The following is a 22806-nucleotide window of genomic DNA, read 5'->3' as shown; positions in this document are numbered from 1 at the left end:
CCAAATGGTTGATAAAAAGAAAGAATCAGTAGACAAAATCATTCAATCGATCGGTGGAGAGAAAAATATTAACGCGGTCTATCATTGTGCAACTCGCCTTCGCTTCCAGTTAAAAGATACCACGCAATTCAATCAAGCACAGGCGAAGGAAATTCCAGGAGTATTAGGAACCAAATTGACCGGAGATGAAGTACAATTTGTGATTGGTGGAGAAGTAGGCAATTACTATTCGACTGTAATCAATCAGTATAAAATCACGGAAAAAAACAGTGATGAAGCTGCAGATACATCTAAAAACGGACTTGTGAAACGAATCATCGAAAACATTGTTGGTGTAATGGCGCCAATCATTACTGCATTGATCGGATTTGGTTTAATCCGGGCGGTTCTAGCTTTACTGGTCCTTTTGGGATTGAGTAGAGAAAGTTTAAATTATCAAATCATCAATATGATGGGAGACGCTGCCTTTTACTTTTTGCCTTTTTTAATTGCGGCTAGTGCGGCAAGGCAATTCAAAACCAATCTTTATTTAGCATTGGGGATCACAGGTGTCTTATTACATCCAACTTTTCAGAGTCTGGTTGCCTCGGATGTTTCTATGCAGCTGTTTGGGCTTCCGATACGTGAAGCCGCTTATTCAGGAACGGTTATCCCCATCATCTTGATTGTCTGGGTTATGAGTTATGTTGATCGTTTATCTGAAAAGATCATTCCGAGTGTTTTAAAAACCATGTTGAAGCCGCTTTTCATCGTGATCATCATGGCTCCGCTAGCACTGATGATCTTAGGACCTATCGGCGCGATTTTTGGAGATGGATTATTCTTTGTTGTGGATTATCTGCGAGTGACTGTTCCGTGGCTCGTTCCAACACTGATGGGCATCTTCACGCCTTTATTAGTAATGGTTGGTATGCACACGGCTTTGACTCCGATTGCGCAAGTCTCCTTTTCAACCGTAGGATTTGAGATCGTCCAAGGACCAGGTATGTTAGCAAGCAACATTTCGCAAGCGGGGGCCGCCTTTGGGGTATTTGTTAAAACCAAAGATAAACAGATGAAACAAATTGCTTTTTCCAGCGGTATCACGGCGCTGTCTGGTATCACGGAACCTGCACTGTACGGGGTTAACTTGAAACTGAAAAAACCGCTGATTTATGTGATGATTTCAGGTGGAATTGCTGGTTTTTATGCGGGGATCAGCGGACTAGTCCGCTATTCATTCGGATCGCCGGGACTTTTGACCTTGCCGGTATTTTTCGGAGAGGATGCCTCTAATATTGTAAAAGCAGCCATAACATTGGCGTTAGCTTTTTCGATATCGTTTGTTTTGACAGTCATTTTTGGTTTTGAAGAGGGTACTGAAGAAGATATGAAAACGTTGGATAAACCTTCACCGATTGCTTCAGAAAAACGGACAGCGGCTGAAGAAGCATTGATTCAAGGCTTCGTCCGCGGCAACGTTTTGCCGCTGAGTGAAGTAGCTGACGAGGTTTTTGCTACCGAACAAATGGGACCAGGGCTAGCGATCGATCCTGTGTCAGGAGAATTCCATTCACCGATTGAAGGCACGATAACAACTGTCTTTCCAACAAAACATGCCATCGGGTTGCGACATGATAATGGATTAGAAATGTTACTGCATATTGGATTAGATACAGTGAAACTGGATGGAGACGGATTTGAACTTTTTATTGAGGAAGGTCAGCGAGTAAAGGCGGGTGATTTGCTGGCCCGTGTTGATATTGATTTTATCAAGTCTAAAGGCTATGATCCAACTTCTGTTTTGATTTTTATGAACAATCAGAATGAACCGGTATTTTTAGAGCACGATGAATTGATTGATTGCTCGAATAAATTAGTAACAATTATTTAGAAGAAAGAAGGGGAAAAAATGAAAGCAAAATTTCCAGATGGATTTTATTGGGGCGGGGCGACAGCTGCCAATCAATTAGAAGGAGCATATCAAGCGGATGGCAAAGGAATGTCAATCAGTGATCTGCTTCTGGGAGGCGATATGAACACGCCTCGGCGAATCACCACAGAAATTGAAGAAGGTGCTTTTTATCCAAGTCATGAGGCGATTGATCATTTTCATCGATACAAAGAGGATATTGCTTTATTTGCAGAAATGGGATTTAAGCTATATCGCTTTTCTATCGCATGGACTCGTATTTTTCCGACCGGTTTAGAGAAAGTGCCAAATGAAGAAGGGTTAAAGTTTTACGATGATCTGATCGCAGAATTAAAGAAGTACGAGATAGAACCGATGGTCTCATTGTCTCATTATGAATCACCGATAGAAATGACAAAACAGTTCAATGGCTGGGAAAGCAGAGAAATGATTGAATCGTATGAAAGATTCGCCAAGACGGTCATTGATCGTTATCAAGATGATGTGAAATATTGGCTAACATTCAATGAAATCAATATTTTATCCAGGGATGTAGGGGTGGGTACGTATTTAGGTGGAGGAATGTATCCAAAAGATATTGATGATTTTTTGAATACTCAAAATATCGATAACAGTCAGCAACGGTTTCAGGCACTCCACCACCAATTCGTTGCAAGTGCCCGAGTCATTAAATACGCAAAAAGTCTACACAAAAATTTGCAAATGGGCTGTATGATTGCCTATCGAATGATTTATCCGTTGTCTTCTCATCCAGAGGATATTCGCTTCGCACAAGAGATGACTAATATCAGTAATTTTTACTGTGGTGATGTTCAAGTGAAAGGGCGCTATCCATATTTTGCTAAAAAGTTTTGGCAAGATAGAGGGATCGATCTTACTATCGAAGCAGGAGATTTAGAAGTACTGAAAGAGGGCACTGTTGATTTCTATACGTTTTCTTACTACCAATCTTCCACTGTGACTAAAGTAAATAATCAAGCCGAAAAGCAAACGGGGAATTTTTTCAATGGGGTTAAAAATCCGCATCTTACAGCGAGTGAATGGGGCTGGGAAATTGATCCATTAGGATTACGCATCGCGTTAAATCAAATTTATGAGCGCTATGAAATTCCCTTGATGGTGGTCGAAAATGGGTTAGGTGCAATGGATACCCTAATTGAAAAAAATGGTGAATATACAGTCGAGGATGATTATCGTATCGACTATTTACGAAGACATATTAAGGCAATGGCTGATACTATTGCAGATGGCGTTGATCTTATCGGCTATACTTCTTGGGGGCCCATCGACCTTGTTTCAGCAGGAACTGGACAAATGGCAAAACGCTACGGGTTTATTTATGTAGACAAGCATGACGATGGGACTGGCTCGTTGGCTCGCTATAAGAAAAAGTCCTTTTATTGGTATAAAAAAGTGATTCAATCAAATGGGGAAGGAATTAATTAGAAAATCGCAAGCTAAAGTAATTACAGAAAAAAGCGAAGGTGCTGCTGAGCCTTCGCTTTTTCGTCGCCTACAATTGGACAGGGGGATTAATTGTGGCTGACTTCCTCGTAAAAAATGGCGTTGCGTTCTGCAATCAGTTGGGTTTCCCTTCGCTCTAATTCAAGAAAGGTTTCATCTGCCAGCAATTCGGCAGCAGAGTAGCCGGCAGCCAAGAAATTTTCGGCATAGGTCAATTTTTGATTCGTAATGTTTCTTCGTTGCTCGGCAATGACGAGTAGCTGTTTTACATTCATATATACACTCCATTCTTTTATAAAAAGCAAGTACTAAAAGAGGACAGCTAAGGCAGTACTTGCAAGTCAACGGTGAAGGTAGGGCTGCGCGCTTGTTTGGCTATTCATCGTTCATGAGGAAAACGTCCGGTTTGTTTCTGATCAAACGGGTTTATACGGAAGCTTTGTACTAAGTATAAAAAAATTTCCCCCGAAGCAACAGAACCTAGTCGTTTACATAAAGCAACCATTGGTTTACATTCTTTGGACAAGCGGGTGTTACAAGAAAATCAAGTAATTTTTCCAAGAAAACGGTGGGATTTGACGACAAAAAAACCTGCGACCAGCTTGAAGCGGTCGCAGGTTTCTTAGATTAGTAGAAATAGCTTAAACGGTTTGTTTTGCTGGGCGCAGCAAGACTTCGCTGATCGCCACATGTTTGGGCTGTTGAATGGCATAAACCACTGCATTTGCTACATCTTCTGGCGTTAGGCTGTTGCCTTCTACGCGAGAGGTTTCTTTCAAGGCTGCTTCTAGTTGAGCATTGCCGACGGTTTCAAACAATTCCGTGGAGACCATTCCTGGAGAGACGATGGTGGAGCGAATGCCATGTTCACGTTCTTCTTGTCGCAAGCCTTCCATGATTGCACGAACTGCAAACTTTGTCCCGTTGTACACGGCAGAACCTGGGTAAATGACATGTCCGGCAACTGAGTCAGTGGCGATGATCAAACCGTCTTGCTGTTTTTGCATGATGGGCAACACAGCGCCGATCCCGTTCAATACCCCCATGATATTGATATCCAGCATTTTTTGCCAGCTGTCATAGTTCAACTCTGCCAAGTTTCCTTGAGGCATGATGCCAGCATTATTGAAAAGGACATCAATCCGACCAAAGGAGGTCATGGCTAAATCAATGACTTGTTGGACTTGTTCGCGATTGGTGACATCAGCTGTTTGATACAAGACATTTTCTCCTAATTTTTCAGCCAGTGCTTTGATGCGCTCTTCACGGCGGGCAGCGATCACTACTTTTGCCCCTTGCTCGGCTAGTTTAACGGCAGTTGCTTCCCCAATTCCTGAAGATGCTCCCATAATTACGATAACTTTTTCTTTGATTTCTGTCATTTGTATTTCCTCCAATGAATGATTTTTTCAGCGAATCCTGCTACTGCCAATGGTGAACCTGTGAGACGATAGGTGATTGACAGTACAGTGCTTGCGGTGTATTTTAATTGTAGAACCTGAAGTTAGGTTTAGGTCAAGCGATAAACAAAATTTTTTTAGGAACGATGCAAGTGAGTTACTCGATTGGCGAAGTATCACAAACGACTAATATCCCCATCTCGACTCTGCGTTATTACGATCGAGAAGGGATGTTTCCGAAGCTGGCCCGCAGTAATGGCGGCATTCGGGTGTTTTCAGAAAAAGAAGTAGCGACGATCAAAGTGATCGATTGTTTGAAGAATACTGGTATGCCTATCAAAGACATCAAGAATTTCTTGGATTGGGGCGAGGAAGGCGATGCGTCTTTGCAGAAACGGCAGCAGCTGTTTCATGAACGTCTGGAAGAAGTCACAAAGCAAATGGCAGCCTTGCAAGAAACCATGAATACGATCAAATACAAATGCTGGTACTACGATACAGCGATGGCAGCAGGCACTGAAGCGGTGGTAAAAGAGTTGCCGCTAGAAGAAATACCAGAAGAAGTCCGAGCATACAAACTATAAGCCCATCGAAAAACCACCTGCTGTTTTTGCAGGTGGTTTTTCGATTGTACTAGTTTTGCTGGGAAAATCAACCTTGCCAGTTGCGGTTTTCTAATAGCAGTTCGGCAGTCCCATGAAAATTGGGTTTCGTTCGACGGCAGTGTTACTCAATAACGCCTACAGGAATCAAATAGCGGGGTTCATTTTCCGTTGGCAGCTGCAGCAGCTCTGTGAGTTCATGATCAGTGAAGGCGCCGATCGGCACAGCGCCTAAGCCTAACGCTTGGGCTTGTAAAAGGACATTTTGGGCGGAATGACCGACTTCGATATAGGCATAGCGTTCGATTCCTCGGTCCCCATAGCGCTCGATCAGTCGTTCATAAACCACTGTATAAAGCAATGTGGCAGGTGCCCGTTGGATCGCTTGCTGGTCCAACGAACCTTCCGCCAGTGCGGTCCGAAAATCGCCGGCAAGAACTTTTGCTAAGGTATGCTGCTCTGGTTGATACAGATAAAGCCCTGGCTCAAGCCCCGTTACCTGTGTGACCACGACATAGAGGTCTAAGGGATACAAGGCACCAGCCGAAGGCGCTGTCCGGCGACCATCTTCTGTAGTGACACCGGCAGCGGCCCATAAAAGCTGTGCCAGCTGTTCTTGTGTTAGCTCAGTGTCTAGAAAATCCCGTTGCGAGCGCCGCTCGAAGAGAGCTTCCGCCACACTGGTTTCCCCGTCTAAGATTGGTTGCGGCAATGGAAAGGTTTCATAGGAAACTGCTGGTTCAGAAGAAGTGGCGGTGTTGGTAGTCGGTTGTTCTTCAATTGGTGCCGTATCCGCACTGCAGCCAGTGAGGAGTAAGCCCAACACCAAAAGAGCGCCTAAATGAACAAAGCGAAATCGTTTGTAACGGGTCATGAGGGTTCCTCCTTTTCTAAGGACTTCGTGTTATTTATAAGTATAACAAGGATTGCTTTTTCATGCGCTTTTATTCACAAGTAAATGACAGTGAGTTACGCAGTCTTTCAGTCGTATCATAGACTGATTGTGCTTTTTAATATTTTCTAAAGACTTAGATAATGAGTAGTATCGTATTAACTTGCTATGAATCTTTTTAATGAAATCAAAACCGATTGCAATCAAACGTAAGAGATAAAAGAGCATACAAAAACCCTCCAGCAATTCGTTGCTGGAGGGTTTCATTTAATTGGCAGCTGCCAATGCTGCTTGGCTTTGTTTGGCATGATAGGCTTCCACGTCTAGGATTGCCTGTTTAAACATTTCTCGCGTGATCTCATAAGGGACGTGGACGATGTCATTGGTGGTCATTGCTTTGTCTAAGATTGCCTCAAGGTCGCTGGTGTCGTTAAGGCCCATATCCGCTAGGCAAACCGGCAGTTTGTTTTCCTTCATAAAGGCGTAGATGCGCTGGAAGAGGGCATCTTGCTGATCGAGCTGCAACAAGGCCAAAACGCCGTAACTAACGGATGCGCCGTGTAAATAGTCTTCCATTTTTTCCAAAACGGTCGTTCCGTAGTAAAAGGAATGGGCAAGGGCGGAGTTGTAATCATTGATGACTAAGACGGAAACTAAGCCGGTGGTCACGATGATATCCAAGACGACTTGCTCAATGGCATAAGACGGCTGATTGGCGGCACTGTCTTTCAAGGCTTGTGTGCCGTATTGCAATAAGCGTTCCGTACACATTTTGCCGATTTGGATGCCTAACCCATCGGTGTAATCTAGCTGATCGCCCCGCGCTGAAAATGTCGATTCGATCTCTTTGGAGAGGGCATCGCCGATTCCTGCCCATAAGTACTTGTCGGGGGCTTGGGCGATGATCTCACTGTCGATAAAGGCATGGGACGGCGGTTGCGAAGGGAAAAACAACCCTTGCATCTCGCCGTTTTCTTTATAGATGACACAAACCGCGGTGACTGGTGAGCAGTTGGAGCCGATCGTTGGGAAGGTGAAGACTGGTTTGCCAGCTTTTTCCCCAACCACTTTGACGGTATCGCAAACGCGGCCGCCACCAACGGCGAATAGAACATCGGCGGCTTGGACACTTGGAGTAGCTAACAGCTGATCGACGTTTTCATAGGTCGAGTTGCCGCCGTACCACAAGGTATCCGTCACTTGGACTGCTGACGTTAAAGCGGCTTTGATCTTGTCTTCGGCTTTTTCAAGGGCGGTTTTTCCGCCGATGATCACGGCATTGGTGCCGTATGGTTTTACGATGTCATTTACTTTTTCGTAGGCGTCCGCCCCGATTGTGTAGTTTGGCAAAAAGATACTTTGACTCATACTTTTCTCCTTCTTTCTTGGCCACGAGATTGGCTAAAATTGGTCCGGTAATTTGATGGATCACCATGCCGACTGCGGCAGGGGTAACGGCTGCAGCAATGGCGGCAAAGTGGGCATTGGCTAACGAGATCGCTAGGCCAGTATTTTTCATTCCTAATTGAAACATGATGGATTTGGCTTGGGTGGCACTGACGCCCATCACACGGCTCAGACCATAGCCTGCGCCGTAGCCGATCAAGTTATGGAGCAAGACTAAGAAAATCACGATCAAGCCAGATTGGACGATGACGGCGCCGTTGCGAGCGACAGTTCCTGCAACGATCAATAAGATACTGACGGAAGAAATCAACACAAATGATTGCAGAAATCGCTCGATGTGCTTGGCAATGAGTTTGTGGACGATCACCCCTAAAATGATCGGCAAAAGCACCATCTGCAAGACAGACAAGAGCATTTCCCAGAAGGAGATCTCGGTGTACTGACCAGCCAAGACATAAACCAAAAAGGGTGTAACGACGGTCGCTAACAAGGTCGATACCGTGGTCATGGAAACGGTGAGGGCGACATCGCCTTTGCCGATGAAGGTCATGACATTGCTGGCGGTTCCGCCAGAAACGCAGCCTAGTAAGACAAAACCGATGATCAAACCGGAAGAAAGACCAAACAGCTGCGCTAAGCCGTAAGCCACCAAAGGGCTGATGGTGAACTGGAAAAGCACCCCTAAGATGAATGCTTTGGGCTGTAAGACGACCATTTTAAACGCAGCAACGTTTAGAGTCATCCCCATACAAAACATGATGATGCTCAAAAGAATCGTTGTACGAGGCGGAATCCATAAGAAGGGTTGCGGGAAAAAATAAGAGACGATCATCAATAAAATCATGATGTAGATCAAATACTTGTTTACAAAAGCAGCGATCGTGTTGACGGTTTTCATAATAAAAAATCATCCTTCCTTTTTTCTGCTTGACCAATCAAGTGTCCAAACAGAAGGGGTCTTTAGAATAAGTGCAGTGCATAACCGCGGGGAATCGGCAGCAGTTGGTCAACGAGCGTTTTGGATCTATCTGACATCAAGGCGTCAGCTTGCAAAAGGCCGCTTTCTTGAAAATGGGTATAAAAAAACACTCCATCTCAAGAAGCTGTTCTTCTTTTTGGATGCAATGTGAATAGGGACTCTTTGAATGTATAAAATCAAACAGTCCCGACTATAATAATAAAATAATTCGTTTGCTAACATTGGTGCGGGTCATATACGCCACCGTCCTTTTCTTTATTTTGAATTTTCTAAATATTTAAATTATTTCTACTTAGTCTACAAAAGAGTCAACGCTTTGTCAATCGTTTGAGAAAATTTTTTCATTTTTTTGGGTGTTTTTTAAAAAACGTAGGTTTCTATGGGGAAAAACAGCAAGAATTGGTTTGTGCTGTGCTTTTTTCCCCTTCGTTTAGAAACAGAATAGTTGTTGGATCTTGGTTTTTGTCCTACGATGATACTAGCAAGAGTTGGAAAAAGAAACGAGAGGAGCAAAGAAAATGAAAATTTTTGTCGTTGGTGCTACTGGACGAGTAGGCCAAAAATTGATCACCTTTCTAGAAAAACAAGGACACATCGTTTATGCTGGTGCGCGCAGCAGTGAGAAAATCACAGAAACGGAGACGATCAAGCCCGTGTTCTTTGATTTACACACGGAACCGGAAGAGATGGCGGCGAAATTCGCAGATGCGGAAGCGGTATACTTCGTGGCGGGTTCCCGAGGCAAAGACTTGCTGCAATCTGATCTGTATGGTGCGGTCAAAGTGATGCAAGCCGCTGAAGCAAAAGGAATCAAGCGCTACATCCACCTTAGCTCAGCCTATGCCTTAGAGCCTGAACAGTGGCAAAGGGAAGGCGTGGCGTCATTGATGGATTACACGATCGCCAAATTTTTCTCTGATCGCTGGCTGATCGACAACACTGCACTAGACTATACGATTTTGCAGCCGGGTGCGTTGAAAGAAACACCAGGTTCTAGTTTGATCGAGATCAGTGAAACGACCTCTGGTGCGATCCCCATCGAGGATGTCGCCGTCTTGTTAGGTGAAATGCTGGAACGTCCAGCAACTTATCAAAAAGTCATCAAAGTCCAAGCTGGGGAAACCCCCATCAGCGAGGCACTGGATCAGCTTTAAGGCGAGCCTTTGGGCTTGAAGAGAATGTACTGAAGGAGCTGTACGGCAATGAATCGTTGGCGTGCGGCTTTTTTTTGTGAAGAAGCCAGCCACTTTTCATTTTTGAAAGCGGTGACTCTTGACTTTGGAAAAATAGTTTGTTACGCTTATTGCTAACTTTAGAGGGGGTGGTAAACGAATGTCAAGCGACTCGAGTGACGGTGAGCAGAAACACTATTTTGACTTGCCTTACTTTTTAATTGAATAGGAGACAAACAACAGCGCGTTATTTAGGAGCAGTTTCTAAATAAGGGGCTTATTTGTGTTATCCATCAATGAAAAAGAAAAGGAAGAAGAAAAAAATGAATAAAAAAGAGTTTCAGTTATCAGTGTCAGAAACAATCGAACAGTATCAGGTCCCCTCTATCGATCAAGGATTAGATGAGGCGCAAGTAACCGAGCGGTTAGAAACCTACGGATTGAACCAATTAGCGGTTAAAAAAACCGCCAAGTGGCGTTTGCTGCTGCGACAATTCCATAACACGATCATCTACATTTTGATTTTCTCTGCCATCTTAACGCTGCTGATGGGGCATTTCTCCGATGCCGTGATCATTGGCATCGTCGTGCTGGTCAATGCGTTGATCGGTTATTACCAAGAAGCGAATGCTTCCGATGCGTTAGAACGGATCAAAGAGATGCTATCAGCAGAAGCCACGGTCTATCGGAATGGGATTCGTCAAGATATTCCAGCTGCCGAAGTCGTTCCAGGGGATGTCGTATTCCTAGAAGCTGGCGACAATGTGCCCGCAGATCTGCGGATCATCGAAGCCGACAACTTGCGTATCCAAGAATCCGCCTTGACTGGTGAAGCCGATTCGGTGGAAAAAATAACAGACGCCTTAATGGATGAAGCAACTCCATTAGCGGAACAACGGAATTTGGCGTTTGCTTCGACTTCCGTGACGTCAGGAAGCGGGAAAGGGATCGTGATCGCTACTGGCGTCAAGACTGAGATCGGGAAAATCTCAGCTGAAGTCAATCAAACGGAAGAACGAAAAACGCCGTTGATGAAAGAGATCGATGGACTGGGGAAAGGCATCACCTATGTGATCATGGGCGTGGCGGTCTTGCTATTTGTCGTCAGTTTGTTCCAGCAAACCTATGCGATCTCTGTCTTATCCTTAGCCGTTGTCACCATGATCGTCGGCTCGATCCCAGAAGGATTGCCAGCAACGACCTCGGTGGTTTTGGCGATGGGTGTCAGCGACATGGCAAAAAACAAGCACACCATCATCAAAACGCTGCCAGCGGTTGAAACGCTAGGCTCAGTGGATGTGATCGCGACGGATAAAACAGGTACCCTGACCAAAAACGAAATGACGGTCAAAGACATCGTATTGGCTGAGCAGGAATATGAAGTGACGGGTGACGGCTATGCGCCGGTGGGAGAAATTCGTCCAAAGCAGGAGGACGTCCACGCGCAAGACACCTTGCAGTTGTTTTTGGAAGCTGGTTACGAAGCCAACGATACGGTACTGGTCCCAGAAGGAAATCACTGGACGATCAATGGGGAACCAACAGACGGCTCCTTTTTGACGCTGTATCATAAGCAGTTTGCCTATCCGCAAGCACCTGCTTACCAAGAGCTGGATATGCTGCCCTTTGATTCGGACAACCGCTACATGGCGAAACTAGTGGCAAACCCTGCGGGGGAACGTTTGTTATTTGTTAAAGGCTCCCCAGATAAATTGTTTGAAATGGTGCAAAAACAAGCGGCGCCTTTTGATGAAGCCTATTGGACAGGCCATGTCCGCCGCTTGTCGGCAGAAGGCAAACGAGTGGTAGCGGTGGGCTATCAGAAAGTTTCGATCGATCACATTGATGAAACGATTTTTGAGCAAGGGCTGCAATTACTAGGGATCGCTGAGATCATCGATCCGCCGCGAGAAGAAGTGATTGCCTCCCTGAAGGAAATGAACCAAGCCGGTGTTCAAGTGAAAATGATCACTGGCGATCACCCTCTGACCGCCAAAGCGATTGGGGAAAAGCTTGGCTTAGCGGATGAGATTCACGTCGTGACTGGTGCCGAGTTGGATCAGATGAGTGAAGCCGAATTTCAAGATGCTGCCTTGACGAATCAAGTCTTTGCACGAACCACGCCGAAAAATAAATTGGACATTATCAAAGCGCTGCAAGCCACAGGCAAAGTCACGGCGATGACAGGGGACGGCGTCAACGATGCCCCTGCGTTGAAGCGGGCGGATATCGGTGTAGCGATGGGGATCAGCGGCACGGATGTAGCCAAAGATTCTGCTGATATGATCTTGACCGATGACAATTTCGGTACCATGTCCTTAGCGATTCGCGAAGGACGCAGGATCTATGACAACATCAAAAAGAGTATTCTGTTTCTGTTGCCGACATCTTTTGCCGAAGGGCTGATCATTGCCTTTACGATCATGATGCAAAAAGAATTGCCGCTGCAGGCGACACAACTGCTGTGGATCAACATGGTTTCTGCTATTACGATCCAGTTTGCGTTTATCTTTGAACCAGCAGAGTCTGGGATCATGAGCCGCAAACCTCGAAAGACAGGCAATAAATTGTTGAATCGTCACGATATTTGGCAGATGGCGTATGTATCGATCTTGATGGCAGTCATCAGTTTGATCGCCCATGACTGGCTCTTGCTGCAAGACGTCAGCGAAGCCGTTGCTAGTACCATGATGGTCAATATCGTGGTCTTAAGTAAGATTTTTTATTTGTTCAACATCCGTACCAGTGCACCAGCGTTTTCTAAAGCTTCCTTCACCAATCCAAAAGCGTTCGTGATCATTGGTGTGATGCTGGTTCTGCAACTGTTATTGACCTATGTTCCATTTATGCAAAGCGCCTTTCATACGGAGGACATGTCCTTGATCGGCTGGGTCAGCTCAGCAGCTTCCGGGATGGTCGTCTTACTCGTGACGGAGTTCGATAAATGGCTTCGCTCGAGAAAAAATATTTAACCTAGGTTTTCTTGTATTTTTTTTCAGGCAAAATCGCCTTGCTGCAGCTTAGGAAAATGGCGGAACGACAAGGGATTTCTGCTGTCGCTGCTTTGGGGTTGCCAAAAGAAAAAACCAAGAGGAATTCCTATCGGCTCGTGATCAGGCCTATTGACAAACAAAAATGGTCGGGCTAAAATGCACATGAATTGAATAGTATTCTTCGGGGCAGGGTGTAATTCCCGACCGACGGTGACAAGCGTAATGCTTGAAGTCCGTGACCCGCATAGCTATGCGGTGGAGCCAGTGTGAATCTGGCACCGACAGTGAAAGTCTGGATGGGAGAAGAAAAACCACAAAATTTCAAGGGGCGCAGTGCGTCTAAAATTGATTTTTTGCCGGTCTTGTTTGTCTATGCCTCGTGAGATTCTCACGAGGCATTTTTTTATTGAAAGGAGGAAGGAAGATGCATAACGAATACATGCGTTTGGCGATCGCAGAAGCCAATAAAGGGCGTTACCAAACCTTTACCAATCCGTTAGTGGGCGCCGTGATCGTCAAAGAGCAACGGGTCATTGCTAAAGGGGCTCACTTAGTCTATGGGCAGCCCCATGCGGAACGAAACGCCATCGAACAATGCCATTCCTCCGAAGACCTAATCAATTCGACTTTATACGTGACGTTAGAACCTTGCAACCACCAAGGAAAACAGCCGCCTTGCACCCAGCTGATCATCGACAGCGGCATCAAAAAGGTAGTCATCGGCCAGTTAGACCCTAACCCGATCGTGGCTGGACAAGGCAAGCGCTTTTTAGAAGAACAGGGCATCGACGTGTTGGTGGGCATCGAAGAAACAGCGGTGCGCCGTTTGAATCCACACTATAATTTTTACCATCAGCATCAGCGACCTTACGTGGCGTTGAAGCAAGCGATCACTTTAGATGGCCGGATCGCTCATGATGCGTTAACCCGCAGTGCGATCACTGGTTCAGCGGTTTGGCAAAACGTCCATCAAGAACGTGGAGACTATCAAGGAATCTTAGTGGGCAGTCAGACGGTGTTGACGGATGATCCCACGTTATTGACCACGGTTGAAACCAGCTTTCCGCCGATTCGCATCGTGTTAGACCGTCGGGGGCGAACGCTGTCGCAACCCCATTTGGCACTGTTTGCCGATGATTCGGCACCTGTGTGGATTTTTACGCAGCAGACAACTGTCAGTGATTTGCCAGCTCATGTGTCAGTGATCCAGCTGGAAGAGTTGACAATTGTTTCATTGCTGAAGGAGCTTGCCGAACGACAGGTCCAATCGCTTTACGTAGAAGGAGGCGCTGCGATCCATGATGCCTTTTTAGCCAGCGGACTGTGGCAAGAAAGCATTACCTATGTGGCGCCAAAGTTTCTTGGGGGCAATAGTCTCGCAAGTTTTACCAGTGAGCGTACCCCGAAACAGCTGCAGCAGCTAACAGAGGTGACGGTGACTGCAGTTGGGGAAGATGTTTGCATCCGAGGAAGGAGACCAGAGGAATGTTCACAGGATTGATTCAGGAAAAAGGCCGCATCAAAGAGATCCGCAAGCAAAGCCGCACGATCCAGCTAACTTGCAGTGCGTCCGAAGGATTACTGGCGGATTACCAGATCGGAGACAGTATGGCGATCAACGGGACGTGTTTGACGGCGATCGCCAAACAAGCGACGACGTTTACGGTGGATATCATGCCAGAAACCTTTCAACGAACCACCTTTAAACAACTCTCGGTGGGTGCCGAAGTCAATTTGGAGCGAGCGATGGCAGCGACGCAGCGTTTTGAAGGCCACTTTGTCGCAGGCCACATTGATGTAACGACCCGTTTGATCCAGAAAAAGCAGTTGGAAAATGCCTTGATCTTGACGTTTGCTTATCCTGTCAGTGTGCAAGGGGAAATCATTCCGCAAGGGTCGATTGCGATCAATGGCGTCAGTTTGACGGTTACCCAGACGACGGCACAGGCATTTTCCGTTAGCTTGATCCCCCATTCCAAAGACCAGACGACGCTGGGGCAGTTGAAACAAGGGGAGTGGGTCAATATCGAGACGGATATGATCGGGAAATATGTCAAATACCAACGAAAATGAAAGAAGGCAGACGATGCATAAAGTAGAACAAGCAGTGGAATGGTTAAAAAAAGGCGGCTTAGTGATTGTCGCCGATGATGAAAATCGGGAATCAGAAGGAGATTTGATTGGGATCGCTGAATACGCAACGCCAGAATCTGTCAATTTTATGGCGACTTATGGCCGCGGCTTGATCTGTGCACCCATCTCACAAGCGATCGCTGAAAAGCTGGCATTGCCTGAGATGACCGCCAATAATACGGATGCCTTTGGCACCGCGTTTACCATCAGTGTCGATCACGTGACGACGAGTACAGGAATTTCTGCGAAAGACCGGGCAGTGACGATTGAAAAGTTGGCTGATCCTGCGTCACAGGCTGCGGATTTTTATCGCCCTGGCCATATCTTCCCATTGACCGCTCAACCTGGCGGCGTGTTGGAACGCAGAGGACATACAGAAGCGGCTGTGGATTTAGCAAAGCTTGCTGGCAGCGTGGAAGCAGCCTACATTTGTGAGATTTTAAATGAAGATGGCACGATGGCTCGGGTCCCAGAATTGAAAAAATTAGCAGAAAAATGGCAGCTGCCGTTTTTGACCATTGATGAGTTGGCGGAATATCTACGAGGAACCACGCCTATCACGGTGGATCTGCCAACGGCTTATGGGGCGTTCCAATTGACCTTATTTGAAGATGAATTCGGCAATGAACACCTTTTACTAGCCAAAGGCGAGATTCAACATACTGCCGAGCCGCTTTTACTGCGGATCCATTCAGAGTGTTTAACAGGCGACGTCTTCAGCTCTCATCGCTGTGATTGCGGCGAACAGCTGCAAGAAGCGATGCGGCAGATCGAAGCAAAAGGCCGCGGTGCGATTTTGTATCTACGCCAAGAAGGCCGCGGTATTGGCTTGCGGAACAAGCTCCGTGCCTATCAGCTGCAGGAACAAGGCATGGATACTTATGAAGCAAATATTGCATTAGGGTTTGCAGCAGATGCTCGTCATTACACGTTTGCCGCCGATGTTTTACGTTCCTTAGAAGTGCAGGAGATTCAACTGATGACCAACAACCCTGACAAAGTGAAGGAATTAGAAAGCTTAGGAATTAAGGTAGCAGAACGAGTACCGCTGGAGATGCCTGCGCATAAAGAAAACAGAAGCTATTTGAAAACGAAGAAAGAAAAGTTTCACCATTACCTATCTATTTAATCAGCCAAAGGAGAATGAACGATGACAGTATTTGAAGGAACGTTTCAGGGAGAGGCAGTCAAAGTAGGGATCGTAGTCTCACGATTCAACGAGTTTATCACTTCCAAGTTAGTGGAAGGCGCCAAAGACAATTTGTTGCGTCATGGAGTCAAAGCAGAAAACATCGATGTGTATTGGGTTCCAGGGGCTTATGAGATTCCGTATATTACCAAAAAAATCGTTGACCACAAACAATACGATGGGATCGTGACATTAGGTGTCTTGATTCGCGGAGCAACGACCCACTATGAATTGATCTCAAATGAAGTGGCGAAAGGCGTAGCCCAAATTGGTCTGAATGCCGACATTCCGATCATGTTTGGTGTGTTGACGACTGAAACGATCGAACAAGCCATTGAACGAGCGGGAACCAAAGCTGGCAACAAAGGCAGCGAAGCCGCTCAAGGTCTTTTGGAGATGATTTCGTTGAATCAGCAAATCCTTGGCAACGCATAGGTTTCACGTTCGAACAAAGAAAAGCTAGCAAGAACAAGCCTGCCTGAGCATAGGCATCAGACTGGAGACAGACTTCGTACAAAATGAAGTCTGTCTTTTTTTCATCATTTAAAAGCATGGGATTATTTTTGCCAAAGGATTCGCTTCTTCACGGGTACCGTATTTTCGATCGATCAATGGAGAGGAAAACGCCCAATCAATCACGAACATTAGAATAACTCTTATTTAAGGAAATTTTCAGAAAATTATTTACATTTCACAAAAGGTTCCTTATAATGACTCTATTCATTGAGAGTGATTCTCATTTGCAAATAGATGTCAAAGCAGTACATGGCTTTGGCGCTTTCATGAGAAGAACTGTTATAAGCGAAAAAACGCACAGATGCTTCTTTTATGATGGTGGCGAGGCAACAGTCAGGTTGTTTTTGCTGTGAAATCAGGAGAGGATCGTGCTGAATAAAGGAGAATCACATGTCGGTAGGGTTGATTAAATCAAATCGTTGGATGGTTTCGACAATCATTTGCTGTGTTTTAGTTGTCGCCATTCTCTTATCTGCAGGAGTTGCTTTGGCAAACGGACAAGCCAATATCACCCTTGGCGAAGTTTATCAAATTCTCTTCTATAAAATCAGCCATGGATTGGTTGGTGATCTTTCAGGCATTTCAGACGCAAACATCAATATCGTCTGGTTTGTTCGGGCACCGCGGGTCTTGCTGTCTATTTTTGTGGGCATGGGGTTAGCGATCAGCGGGGCAGTGATGCAGGCAGTGGTCCAAAATCCGCTGGCAGATCCCTATATCTTAGGAATCTCTTCTGGCGCATCCTTAGGGGCGACCTTCGCCATCTTAGTCGGCTTTGGCGGCTCGGCGCTAGTCTTGCAGCTGGGCTTATCGTTTGGTGCCTTTGCAGGAGCGGGGATTGCGACCATTTTGGTGCTGCTGCTTGCCAGTATCGGTGGGAAAATGACTTCCACAAAACTTGTGCTGTCGGGGACGATCGTCAGTGCCTTATGCAGCTCTGTTTCAAACTTGATCATCTATCTGGCTAGCAATGCAGAAGGGATGAAGACTGTGGCGTTTTGGTCGATGGGCAGCTTAGCCTCGGCTTCTTGGAACAAATTAGGCTTTATCGTGGTTCTGGTTTCTTTGATCACGCTGTTCTTCCTGACGCAATACCGTGTTTTGAATACGCTTTTGCTGGGGGATGAAGTTGCCTCCACCTTAGGGGTCAAGCTGACCTTCTATCGTCGTTTTTACATGCTACTAGCAGCGCTATTAACCAGTATCATCGTTGCGAATTCTGGTATGATCGGCTTTGTCGGCTTGATCATTCCTCATATCGTACGTGGAGTCAGCGGCTCGGATCATCGCCTGTTGATGCCTTTGACCGCTTTGACAGGCGCGTTGTTTTTGATTTGGGCGGATGTGATCGCCCGCTCGACCCTGCAAGGAGTCGAACTGCCGATCGGGATCATTACAGCGCTGATTGGCGCACCGATCTTTATCTATATCATTGTCAAACGGCAATACAACTTTGGGGGGTGACGGAATGAAATTAGCAGTTGAAAAGCTCAATCTGACGATCGGGGATCAGCAGATACTAAAAGACATCTCCGTCCAAACCGCACAGGGGCAATTTGTCGGCTTGATTGGGTCCAATGGCAGCGGCAAATCTACATTGTTAAAAGCTATCTACAAAACGTTGAAACCTGACAGCGGCGACATTTATTTGGGTGAGATGAATATTTTGAAAAGTTCCGAAAAAAAAGTCGCCCAGCAAGTCAGCGTTGTCAGTCAGTTCAATGAGTTGAGCTTTGATTTAACAGTAGAACAGATGGTGCTTTTAGGCCGCACGCCCCACAAGGGTTTATTGGAACAAGACACCAAAGCCGATCATGAGCTGGTCACTGAAGCCTTAGCCAAAACAGGGTTAAGTGCCTACAGAAAACGCAGCTACCTCTCATTATCAGGAGGCGAAAAACAGCGGGTCGTCCTTGCTCGTGCCATCACCCAAGAACCGAAATTTATGATTCTCGATGAGCCGACCAATCATTTGGATATCCGTTATCAGCTGGAAATCTTAGAAACCGTCAAGCATCTGAAGATTGGCTTGTTGGCGGCGCTGCACAATTTGGAACAAGCAGCTAACTATTGCGACATCATCTATGCCTTAAAAGATGGTCGGGTCGTAGGGTATGGCGAACCAGAAACGTTGCTGACAGAAGAACTGATCGAAGAAATCTATGGCGTGAAATGCAGTATTTACCATCATCCGATCACAGGCGGATTAGGGTTTCATTATTATTTTGAAAAGGAGCAAACAGATGAATAAATGGGGAAAAATGATTGGGGTAGGATTGGCAGTCTTTACATTAAGCGCTTGCGGCAATACGAAGGATGAAGGTACTTCGGCTTCTTCCTCACAGACAGAAAGTACGTATCCCTTAACCATCAGCAACTACACCAAAGCAGAAGGCGGCACGCAGTGGACCGCCAAGGATCAAACCTTTAATGAGGCACCGAAAAAAGTCGTAGCCAACACACGACCAGCAGCGGAATTGCTGCTGCATCTCGGCCTCAAGGATCAGATTGCGGGTGTCGGTGCAACCTTTGGTGCCGCCGATGAGGAAGTTGCTGCTGATTATGCAGAACTAAACGACCTTGGCAGTGACTATATCAGTAAAGAAACGGCGCTAAGTGTGGATCCAGATTTGATTTTTGGTCGCGGGGGACTTTTCGATAACCAAGATTGGGGCGTCGGCACCGTTGATTCCTTGAACGAGATGGGTATTCCGACTTACGTCCAAGAAACCTCTGTCACTGGGGCGACATTTGATTCCGTTTATCAAGACATTGAAAACCTTGGTAAGCTCTTCAATGTGCCTGAGGCAGCCGCTGCTTTTGAAAAAGAATTAAAGGATCGCCAGAGTGCCTTGGAAGAAAAAGTAGCAGACAAAGAAGAGCAAACCTTTGCCCATCTCTTTATGTCTGATCCAAGTGTGGTCAGTGTCTATGCCGCTCAGGACGAATCTTTTTTCAACAGCAACTTTGACATGATCAAACTGAACAATGTGTTTCAAGACTATTCAGGAGAAGTCAGTGTCGAAACCTTGATCGAAACGGATCCCGATGTCTTGATCGTCGGCGACTGGTCAACGATCGAAGGCAGTGTTTCTGGTCAAGAAATCATTGAAGGCTTGTACAAAAATGACAAACTCTCCAGCATGAAAGCCATCAAAAACAAACAAGTCTACAGCATGGACTACAATTATCTCTTTGGCTACGGCTACCAAGCCTTGACTGGTTTGGAAGAACTGGTAGAGCAAATGGCACAATAAACACCTCCTATTCCCATAAAAAGGAGAACCAACTTTTTATATAATAGAAGAAAACCAACGTTTCACTGGCCGATCGACCACAGAAACGTTGGTTTTTTGTATTTGGGAAAAGCAACCTTTGCCGCTGCCCGTTCCGCAACGAGTAGCCCGTTAGCTGTTTTTTTCTGTCACGTGGTCCATTTGATAGCGAGACAATAGCTTCTCTTTGTGTTTTTGCATGATTGTTTCCAGAGAAATATCGTATTTATCGGCGAGGATAAACAAGTTATCCAGTACATCGCCCAATTCTTCCGTCAGGTTTGCCAGTTTTTCTTCTGGCAAGCCATCTTGTTCATCGGGACGGTCACGACCGATTTCCAATGTCCGAATGGCACGGCTCACTTCCCCGACTTCCTCTGCTAAAAAATTCGCCCGAATAAACGGATCGTACTGATACCAATTGTGGGCTTTGTAGAAGTCACTGATAAATCGTTGATACTCCTCAATGTTCATAAATTTTTTTCCATCCTTTCCCAGAACCTTTATCAGAATCATGATATACTATTTCAAAATGATTGAGAAGGATGATGGAGAGTTTTATGAAAATTGCAGTCTATTGTGGTGCCAGTGTCGGTAATGAACCTAGTTTTGCAACAGCCGCCCAAGAATTGGGGCAGTGGATCGCCTCACGGCAAAATACACTGGTTTATGGCGGCGGAAAAGCGGGCTTGATGGGCGTATTGGCAGATGCTGTCTTAGAAAATGGCGGTCAGGTGATCGGGGTGATCCCAACATTTTTAAAAGATCGGGAACTAGCACATCCTGGATTGACCGAACTCCATGTCGTCGAGACGATGTCAGAAAGAAAACGAAAAATGTTCGAATTGTCGCAGGCGTTTGTCGCACTGCCAGGTGGTCCGGGTACGCTGGAAGAAATCACGGAGATGATCTCGTGGTCAAGAATCGGTCAAAACCCGAATCCTTGTGCTTTTTATGATGTGAACAACTTTTACCACGCAACGAGAGCCTTGTATGACAATATGGTGGAAAATGAGTTCTTGACGCAGGCCGATCGCGAAAAAATCGGCTTTGCGCAAACAACGAAGGAGCTTGAAGCTTTTATTCAAGCCTACGAACCACCAGTTATGCGGCAGTATTAATGAGCAATCGGTTAAATCCTATCATAGTTCTCTAGTTTAAGGAATGAGGAGGAGAGAAGCAATGCTTGAATGGCAAGATTATTTTGAATCCCATATTTTGGAAAGAGGAAAAGAATATTATTTAAGCGGCTGTGTGGCGCGACTGAGAGCGGATGATCAGCTTATTCTGGCCGAAGTATTCGGCACAGAGCTTTATGAAGTAGAAATTGCGCTAAAACAGGGCAAGGTCGTGGAGGAATTTTGTAATTGTCCTCACTTTGCGGCTGGTTTTAATTGCAAACATCTTGCGGCTGTTTTATTCGCCTATACGAGAGCGAAAGAAAAGAATAAGCCGCTGACTCCCCCAAAACGTAAAGGACGCCGTGAGGTCTATCAGAAGCTGGTGGATCAGCTAGATGAAGCAGATATGCGGCAGATTTTACTCAGTTTGATGGTTGAGGATACTTCTGTAGCCCTTTTTGTGAAGAACGTTGTATCGGATAGCGAAGATGATTTCGCTGAGGAGGAAGAAGTAGAAGCTTGGGATGACTGGGATGAAGAAGAGGAAGATTGGGAAGAAGAATGGGAGGATGACTGGAAAGCTTAAATGGAAATTTCGTACTAGGTCTGATACGCGTATCTTGCTCTTTTGCTTCTTTGACGCATTCTTAGTATAATGGGGTTTGTTTTGCAAGTGAGGTCATAAAATAAGATCCTTGGACAAAGAAATGGAGCGTAAATCATGACAACAAATTTTTGGGCTGAATTGCCGAAGCCTTTTTTTATCCTAGCACCAATGGAAGATGTCACCGATGTCGTTTTTCGACATGTCGTTCAAGCTGCCGGCGCACCAGATGTTTTCTTTACGGAATTTACCAACTCCGATAGTTACTGCCATCCAGAAGGACGCGACAGTGTACGGGGACGTTTAGTCTTCACCGAAGATGAGCAACCGATGGTGGCCCACATTTGGGGCGACAAGCCAGAGTATTTCCGTGAGATGAGTATCGGCTTAGCGGAGATGGGCTTTAAAGGGATCGACTTAAATATGGGCTGCCCAGTGCCAAACGTTGCCGGACGAGGCAAAGGCAGCGGCTTGATCTTGCGACCAGACGTTGCTGCTGAGCTGATCCAAGCAGCCAAAGCTGGCGGTCTGCCGGTCAGTGTCAAGACTCGTTTGGGCTATACCGAACTAGGAGAAATGGAAGCTTGGTTGACCCATGTCCTGCAACAGGATATCGCCAACCTTTCGATCCATTTGCGAACCCGTAAAGAAATGAGCAAGGTCGATGCTCATTGGGAATTGATTCCTGAAGTGGTTGCCTTGCGGGATAGAATCGCCCCACAAACGAAGCTGACGATCAACGGCGATATCCCTGATCGTACCAAAGGTTTAGAGCTAGCAGAAAAATATGGCGTAGACGGAATCATGATCGGTCGGGGTATTTTCAAGAATCCTTATGCCTTTGAAAAAGAACCGAAAGAGCATACCTCAGAAGAGCTATTAGACTTGTTGCAGCTGCAATTAGACCTGCAGGACCATTACGCCAAAATGGTGCCACGCTCGATCGCAGGATTGCATCGTTTCTTTAAAATCTATGTCAAAGGCTTCCCTGGAGCCAGTGATTTGCGGGCAAAATTGATGAATACCAAATCAACGGATGAAGTTCGGCAACTGCTGGCAGAGTTTGCTGAGGGAAAGACAGAATAACTTAGGCTGCTCCTTAAAGAAAGACGAGTGAAATAGATCGAAAGTAAGATGATCGTTTGCT

21 protein-coding genes and 1 riboswitch are annotated in these 22806 nt (G+C 45.9%); of the genes, 15 read left to right on the top strand and 6 right to left on the bottom strand.

From position 1 onward, the window contains the following. Positions 1-4: 4 nt before the first annotated feature. Positions 5-1873 carry a beta-glucoside-specific PTS transporter subunit IIABC gene (locus IGK14_RS15645; protein WP_010748944.1) on the top strand — a complete coding sequence of 623 codons (1869 nt, stop codon included), beginning with the start codon at positions 5-7 and terminating at the stop codon, positions 1871-1873. Positions 1874-1891: 18 nt separating this feature from the next. Continuing rightward, positions 1892-3358, top strand: coding sequence for a glycoside hydrolase family 1 protein (locus tag IGK14_RS15640; RefSeq protein WP_010748945.1), 1467 nt, complete (start codon positions 1892-1894; stop codon positions 3356-3358). A gap of 86 nt (positions 3359-3444) precedes the next feature. Here IGK14_RS15640 and IGK14_RS15635 read toward each other — a convergent pair whose 3' ends face one another. Both IGK14_RS15635 and IGK14_RS15630 read right to left on the bottom strand, forming a co-directional pair. After that, positions 3445-3651, bottom strand: a complete 207-nt coding sequence (locus IGK14_RS15635) for a hypothetical protein (protein ID WP_008380254.1) — start codon at positions 3649-3651, stop codon at positions 3445-3447. A 366-nt stretch (positions 3652-4017) separates the two neighbouring features. Beyond that, positions 4018-4758: an SDR family oxidoreductase gene (locus IGK14_RS15630; RefSeq protein WP_008380252.1), complete on the bottom strand. Its 741-nt coding sequence runs from the start codon at positions 4756-4758 to the stop codon at positions 4018-4020. Between the two features lie 164 nt (positions 4759-4922). Between IGK14_RS15630 and IGK14_RS15625 the strand changes: the two genes are divergently transcribed. Next, entirely contained in the window at positions 4923-5360 is a 438-nt protein-coding gene (locus IGK14_RS15625; protein ID WP_005230594.1) for a MerR family transcriptional regulator, read from the top strand. Between the two features lie 142 nt (positions 5361-5502). On the opposite strand, the gene IGK14_RS15620 is transcribed toward IGK14_RS15625, so the two are convergent. From IGK14_RS15620 to IGK14_RS15610, 3 genes are all read right to left on the bottom strand, one after another. Beyond that, positions 5503-6252 (bottom strand): SagB/ThcOx family dehydrogenase, encoded by a 750-nt coding sequence (locus tag IGK14_RS15620; protein WP_010748947.1) that lies wholly within the window; start codon positions 6250-6252, stop codon positions 5503-5505. A gap of 285 nt (positions 6253-6537) precedes the next feature. Then, positions 6538-7638, bottom strand: a complete 1101-nt coding sequence (locus tag IGK14_RS15615) for an iron-containing alcohol dehydrogenase family protein (RefSeq protein WP_154694630.1) — start codon at positions 7636-7638, stop codon at positions 6538-6540. Beyond that, the gene (locus IGK14_RS15610) at positions 7574-8575 is read right to left on the bottom strand and encodes a bile acid:sodium symporter family protein (RefSeq protein ID WP_010748949.1); all 1002 of its coding nucleotides are present in this window, start codon (positions 8573-8575) and stop codon (positions 7574-7576) included. Before IGK14_RS15610 ends, IGK14_RS15615 begins: the two co-directional genes overlap by 65 nt. A 599-nt stretch (positions 8576-9174) precedes the next feature. Between IGK14_RS15610 and IGK14_RS15605 the strand changes: the two genes are divergently transcribed. The 9 genes from IGK14_RS15605 to IGK14_RS15565 all read left to right on the top strand — a co-directional run bounded on the left by IGK14_RS15605 (position 9175) and on the right by IGK14_RS15565 (position 19916). After that, positions 9175-9810 carry an NAD(P)H-binding protein gene (locus tag IGK14_RS15605; protein ID WP_010748950.1) on the top strand — a complete coding sequence of 212 codons (636 nt, stop codon included), beginning with the start codon at positions 9175-9177 and terminating at the stop codon, positions 9808-9810. Between the two features lie 341 nt (positions 9811-10151). Beyond that, positions 10152-12800 (top strand): HAD-IC family P-type ATPase, encoded by a 2649-nt coding sequence (locus tag IGK14_RS15600; RefSeq protein ID WP_438712588.1) that lies wholly within the window; start codon positions 10152-10154, stop codon positions 12798-12800. A 194-nt stretch (positions 12801-12994) separates the two neighbouring features. After that, a riboswitch (FMN riboswitch) is annotated at positions 12995-13133 on the top strand. A gap of 112 nt (positions 13134-13245) precedes the next feature. Continuing rightward, the gene (ribD, locus tag IGK14_RS15595; protein ID WP_010748953.1) at positions 13246-14322 is read left to right on the top strand and encodes a bifunctional diaminohydroxyphosphoribosylaminopyrimidine deaminase/5-amino-6-(5-phosphoribosylamino)uracil reductase RibD; all 1077 of its coding nucleotides are present in this window, start codon (positions 13246-13248) and stop codon (positions 14320-14322) included. Then, positions 14307-14894, top strand: a complete 588-nt coding sequence (locus tag IGK14_RS15590) for a riboflavin synthase (protein WP_005230617.1) — start codon at positions 14307-14309, stop codon at positions 14892-14894. The genes ribD and IGK14_RS15590 overlap by 16 nt, the downstream gene beginning before the upstream one ends. Beyond that, positions 14872-16083 (top strand): 3,4-dihydroxy-2-butanone-4-phosphate synthase, encoded by a 1212-nt coding sequence (ribB, locus tag IGK14_RS15585; protein WP_080647004.1) that lies wholly within the window; start codon positions 14872-14874, stop codon positions 16081-16083. The genes IGK14_RS15590 and ribB overlap by 23 nt, the downstream gene beginning before the upstream one ends. 21 nt (positions 16084-16104) lie before the next feature. Further along, the gene (gene ribH / locus IGK14_RS15580; protein WP_438712585.1) at positions 16105-16578 is read left to right on the top strand and encodes a 6,7-dimethyl-8-ribityllumazine synthase; all 474 of its coding nucleotides are present in this window, start codon (positions 16105-16107) and stop codon (positions 16576-16578) included. Between the two features lie 471 nt (positions 16579-17049). Next, positions 17050-18123, top strand: a complete 1074-nt coding sequence (locus IGK14_RS15575) for a FecCD family ABC transporter permease (protein WP_005233272.1) — start codon at positions 17050-17052, stop codon at positions 18121-18123. Positions 18124-18127: 4 nt separating this feature from the next. Beyond that, positions 18128-18910: an ABC transporter ATP-binding protein gene (locus tag IGK14_RS15570; protein WP_010748955.1), complete on the top strand. Its 783-nt coding sequence runs from the start codon at positions 18128-18130 to the stop codon at positions 18908-18910. After that, a complete protein-coding gene (locus IGK14_RS15565) occupies positions 18903-19916 on the top strand; it encodes an ABC transporter substrate-binding protein (RefSeq protein WP_010748956.1) in 1014 nt (337 codons plus the stop codon). Before IGK14_RS15570 ends, IGK14_RS15565 begins: the two co-directional genes overlap by 8 nt. 150 nt (positions 19917-20066) lie before the next feature. Here the strand turns inward: IGK14_RS15565 and IGK14_RS15560 are convergent, their stop codons facing one another. Further along, entirely contained in the window at positions 20067-20408 is a 342-nt protein-coding gene (locus IGK14_RS15560) for a MazG nucleotide pyrophosphohydrolase domain-containing protein (RefSeq protein WP_010748957.1), read from the bottom strand. Between the two features lie 86 nt (positions 20409-20494). Between IGK14_RS15560 and IGK14_RS15555 the strand changes: the two genes are divergently transcribed. The 3 genes from IGK14_RS15555 (at position 20495) to IGK14_RS15545 (ending at position 22745) form a co-directional block, all read left to right on the top strand. Beyond that, positions 20495-21055: a TIGR00730 family Rossman fold protein gene (locus IGK14_RS15555; RefSeq protein WP_010748958.1), complete on the top strand. Its 561-nt coding sequence runs from the start codon at positions 20495-20497 to the stop codon at positions 21053-21055. A 61-nt stretch (positions 21056-21116) separates the two neighbouring features. After that, positions 21117-21641, top strand: a complete 525-nt coding sequence (locus IGK14_RS15550) for an SWIM zinc finger family protein (protein ID WP_010748959.1) — start codon at positions 21117-21119, stop codon at positions 21639-21641. 135 nt (positions 21642-21776) lie between these two features. After that, positions 21777-22745, top strand: a complete 969-nt coding sequence (locus IGK14_RS15545; RefSeq protein ID WP_010748960.1) for a tRNA dihydrouridine synthase — start codon at positions 21777-21779, stop codon at positions 22743-22745. The last annotated feature ends 61 nt before the right edge of the window (positions 22746-22806 follow it).

The organism is Enterococcus sp. DIV0970a, assembly GCF_051711265.1.
Taxonomy (GTDB): domain Bacteria; phylum Bacillota; class Bacilli; order Lactobacillales; family Enterococcaceae; genus Enterococcus_D; species Enterococcus_D casseliflavus.
Note: the sequence above shows the minus strand (reverse complement) of the source record. Positions and strands in the feature narration are given on the sequence as shown.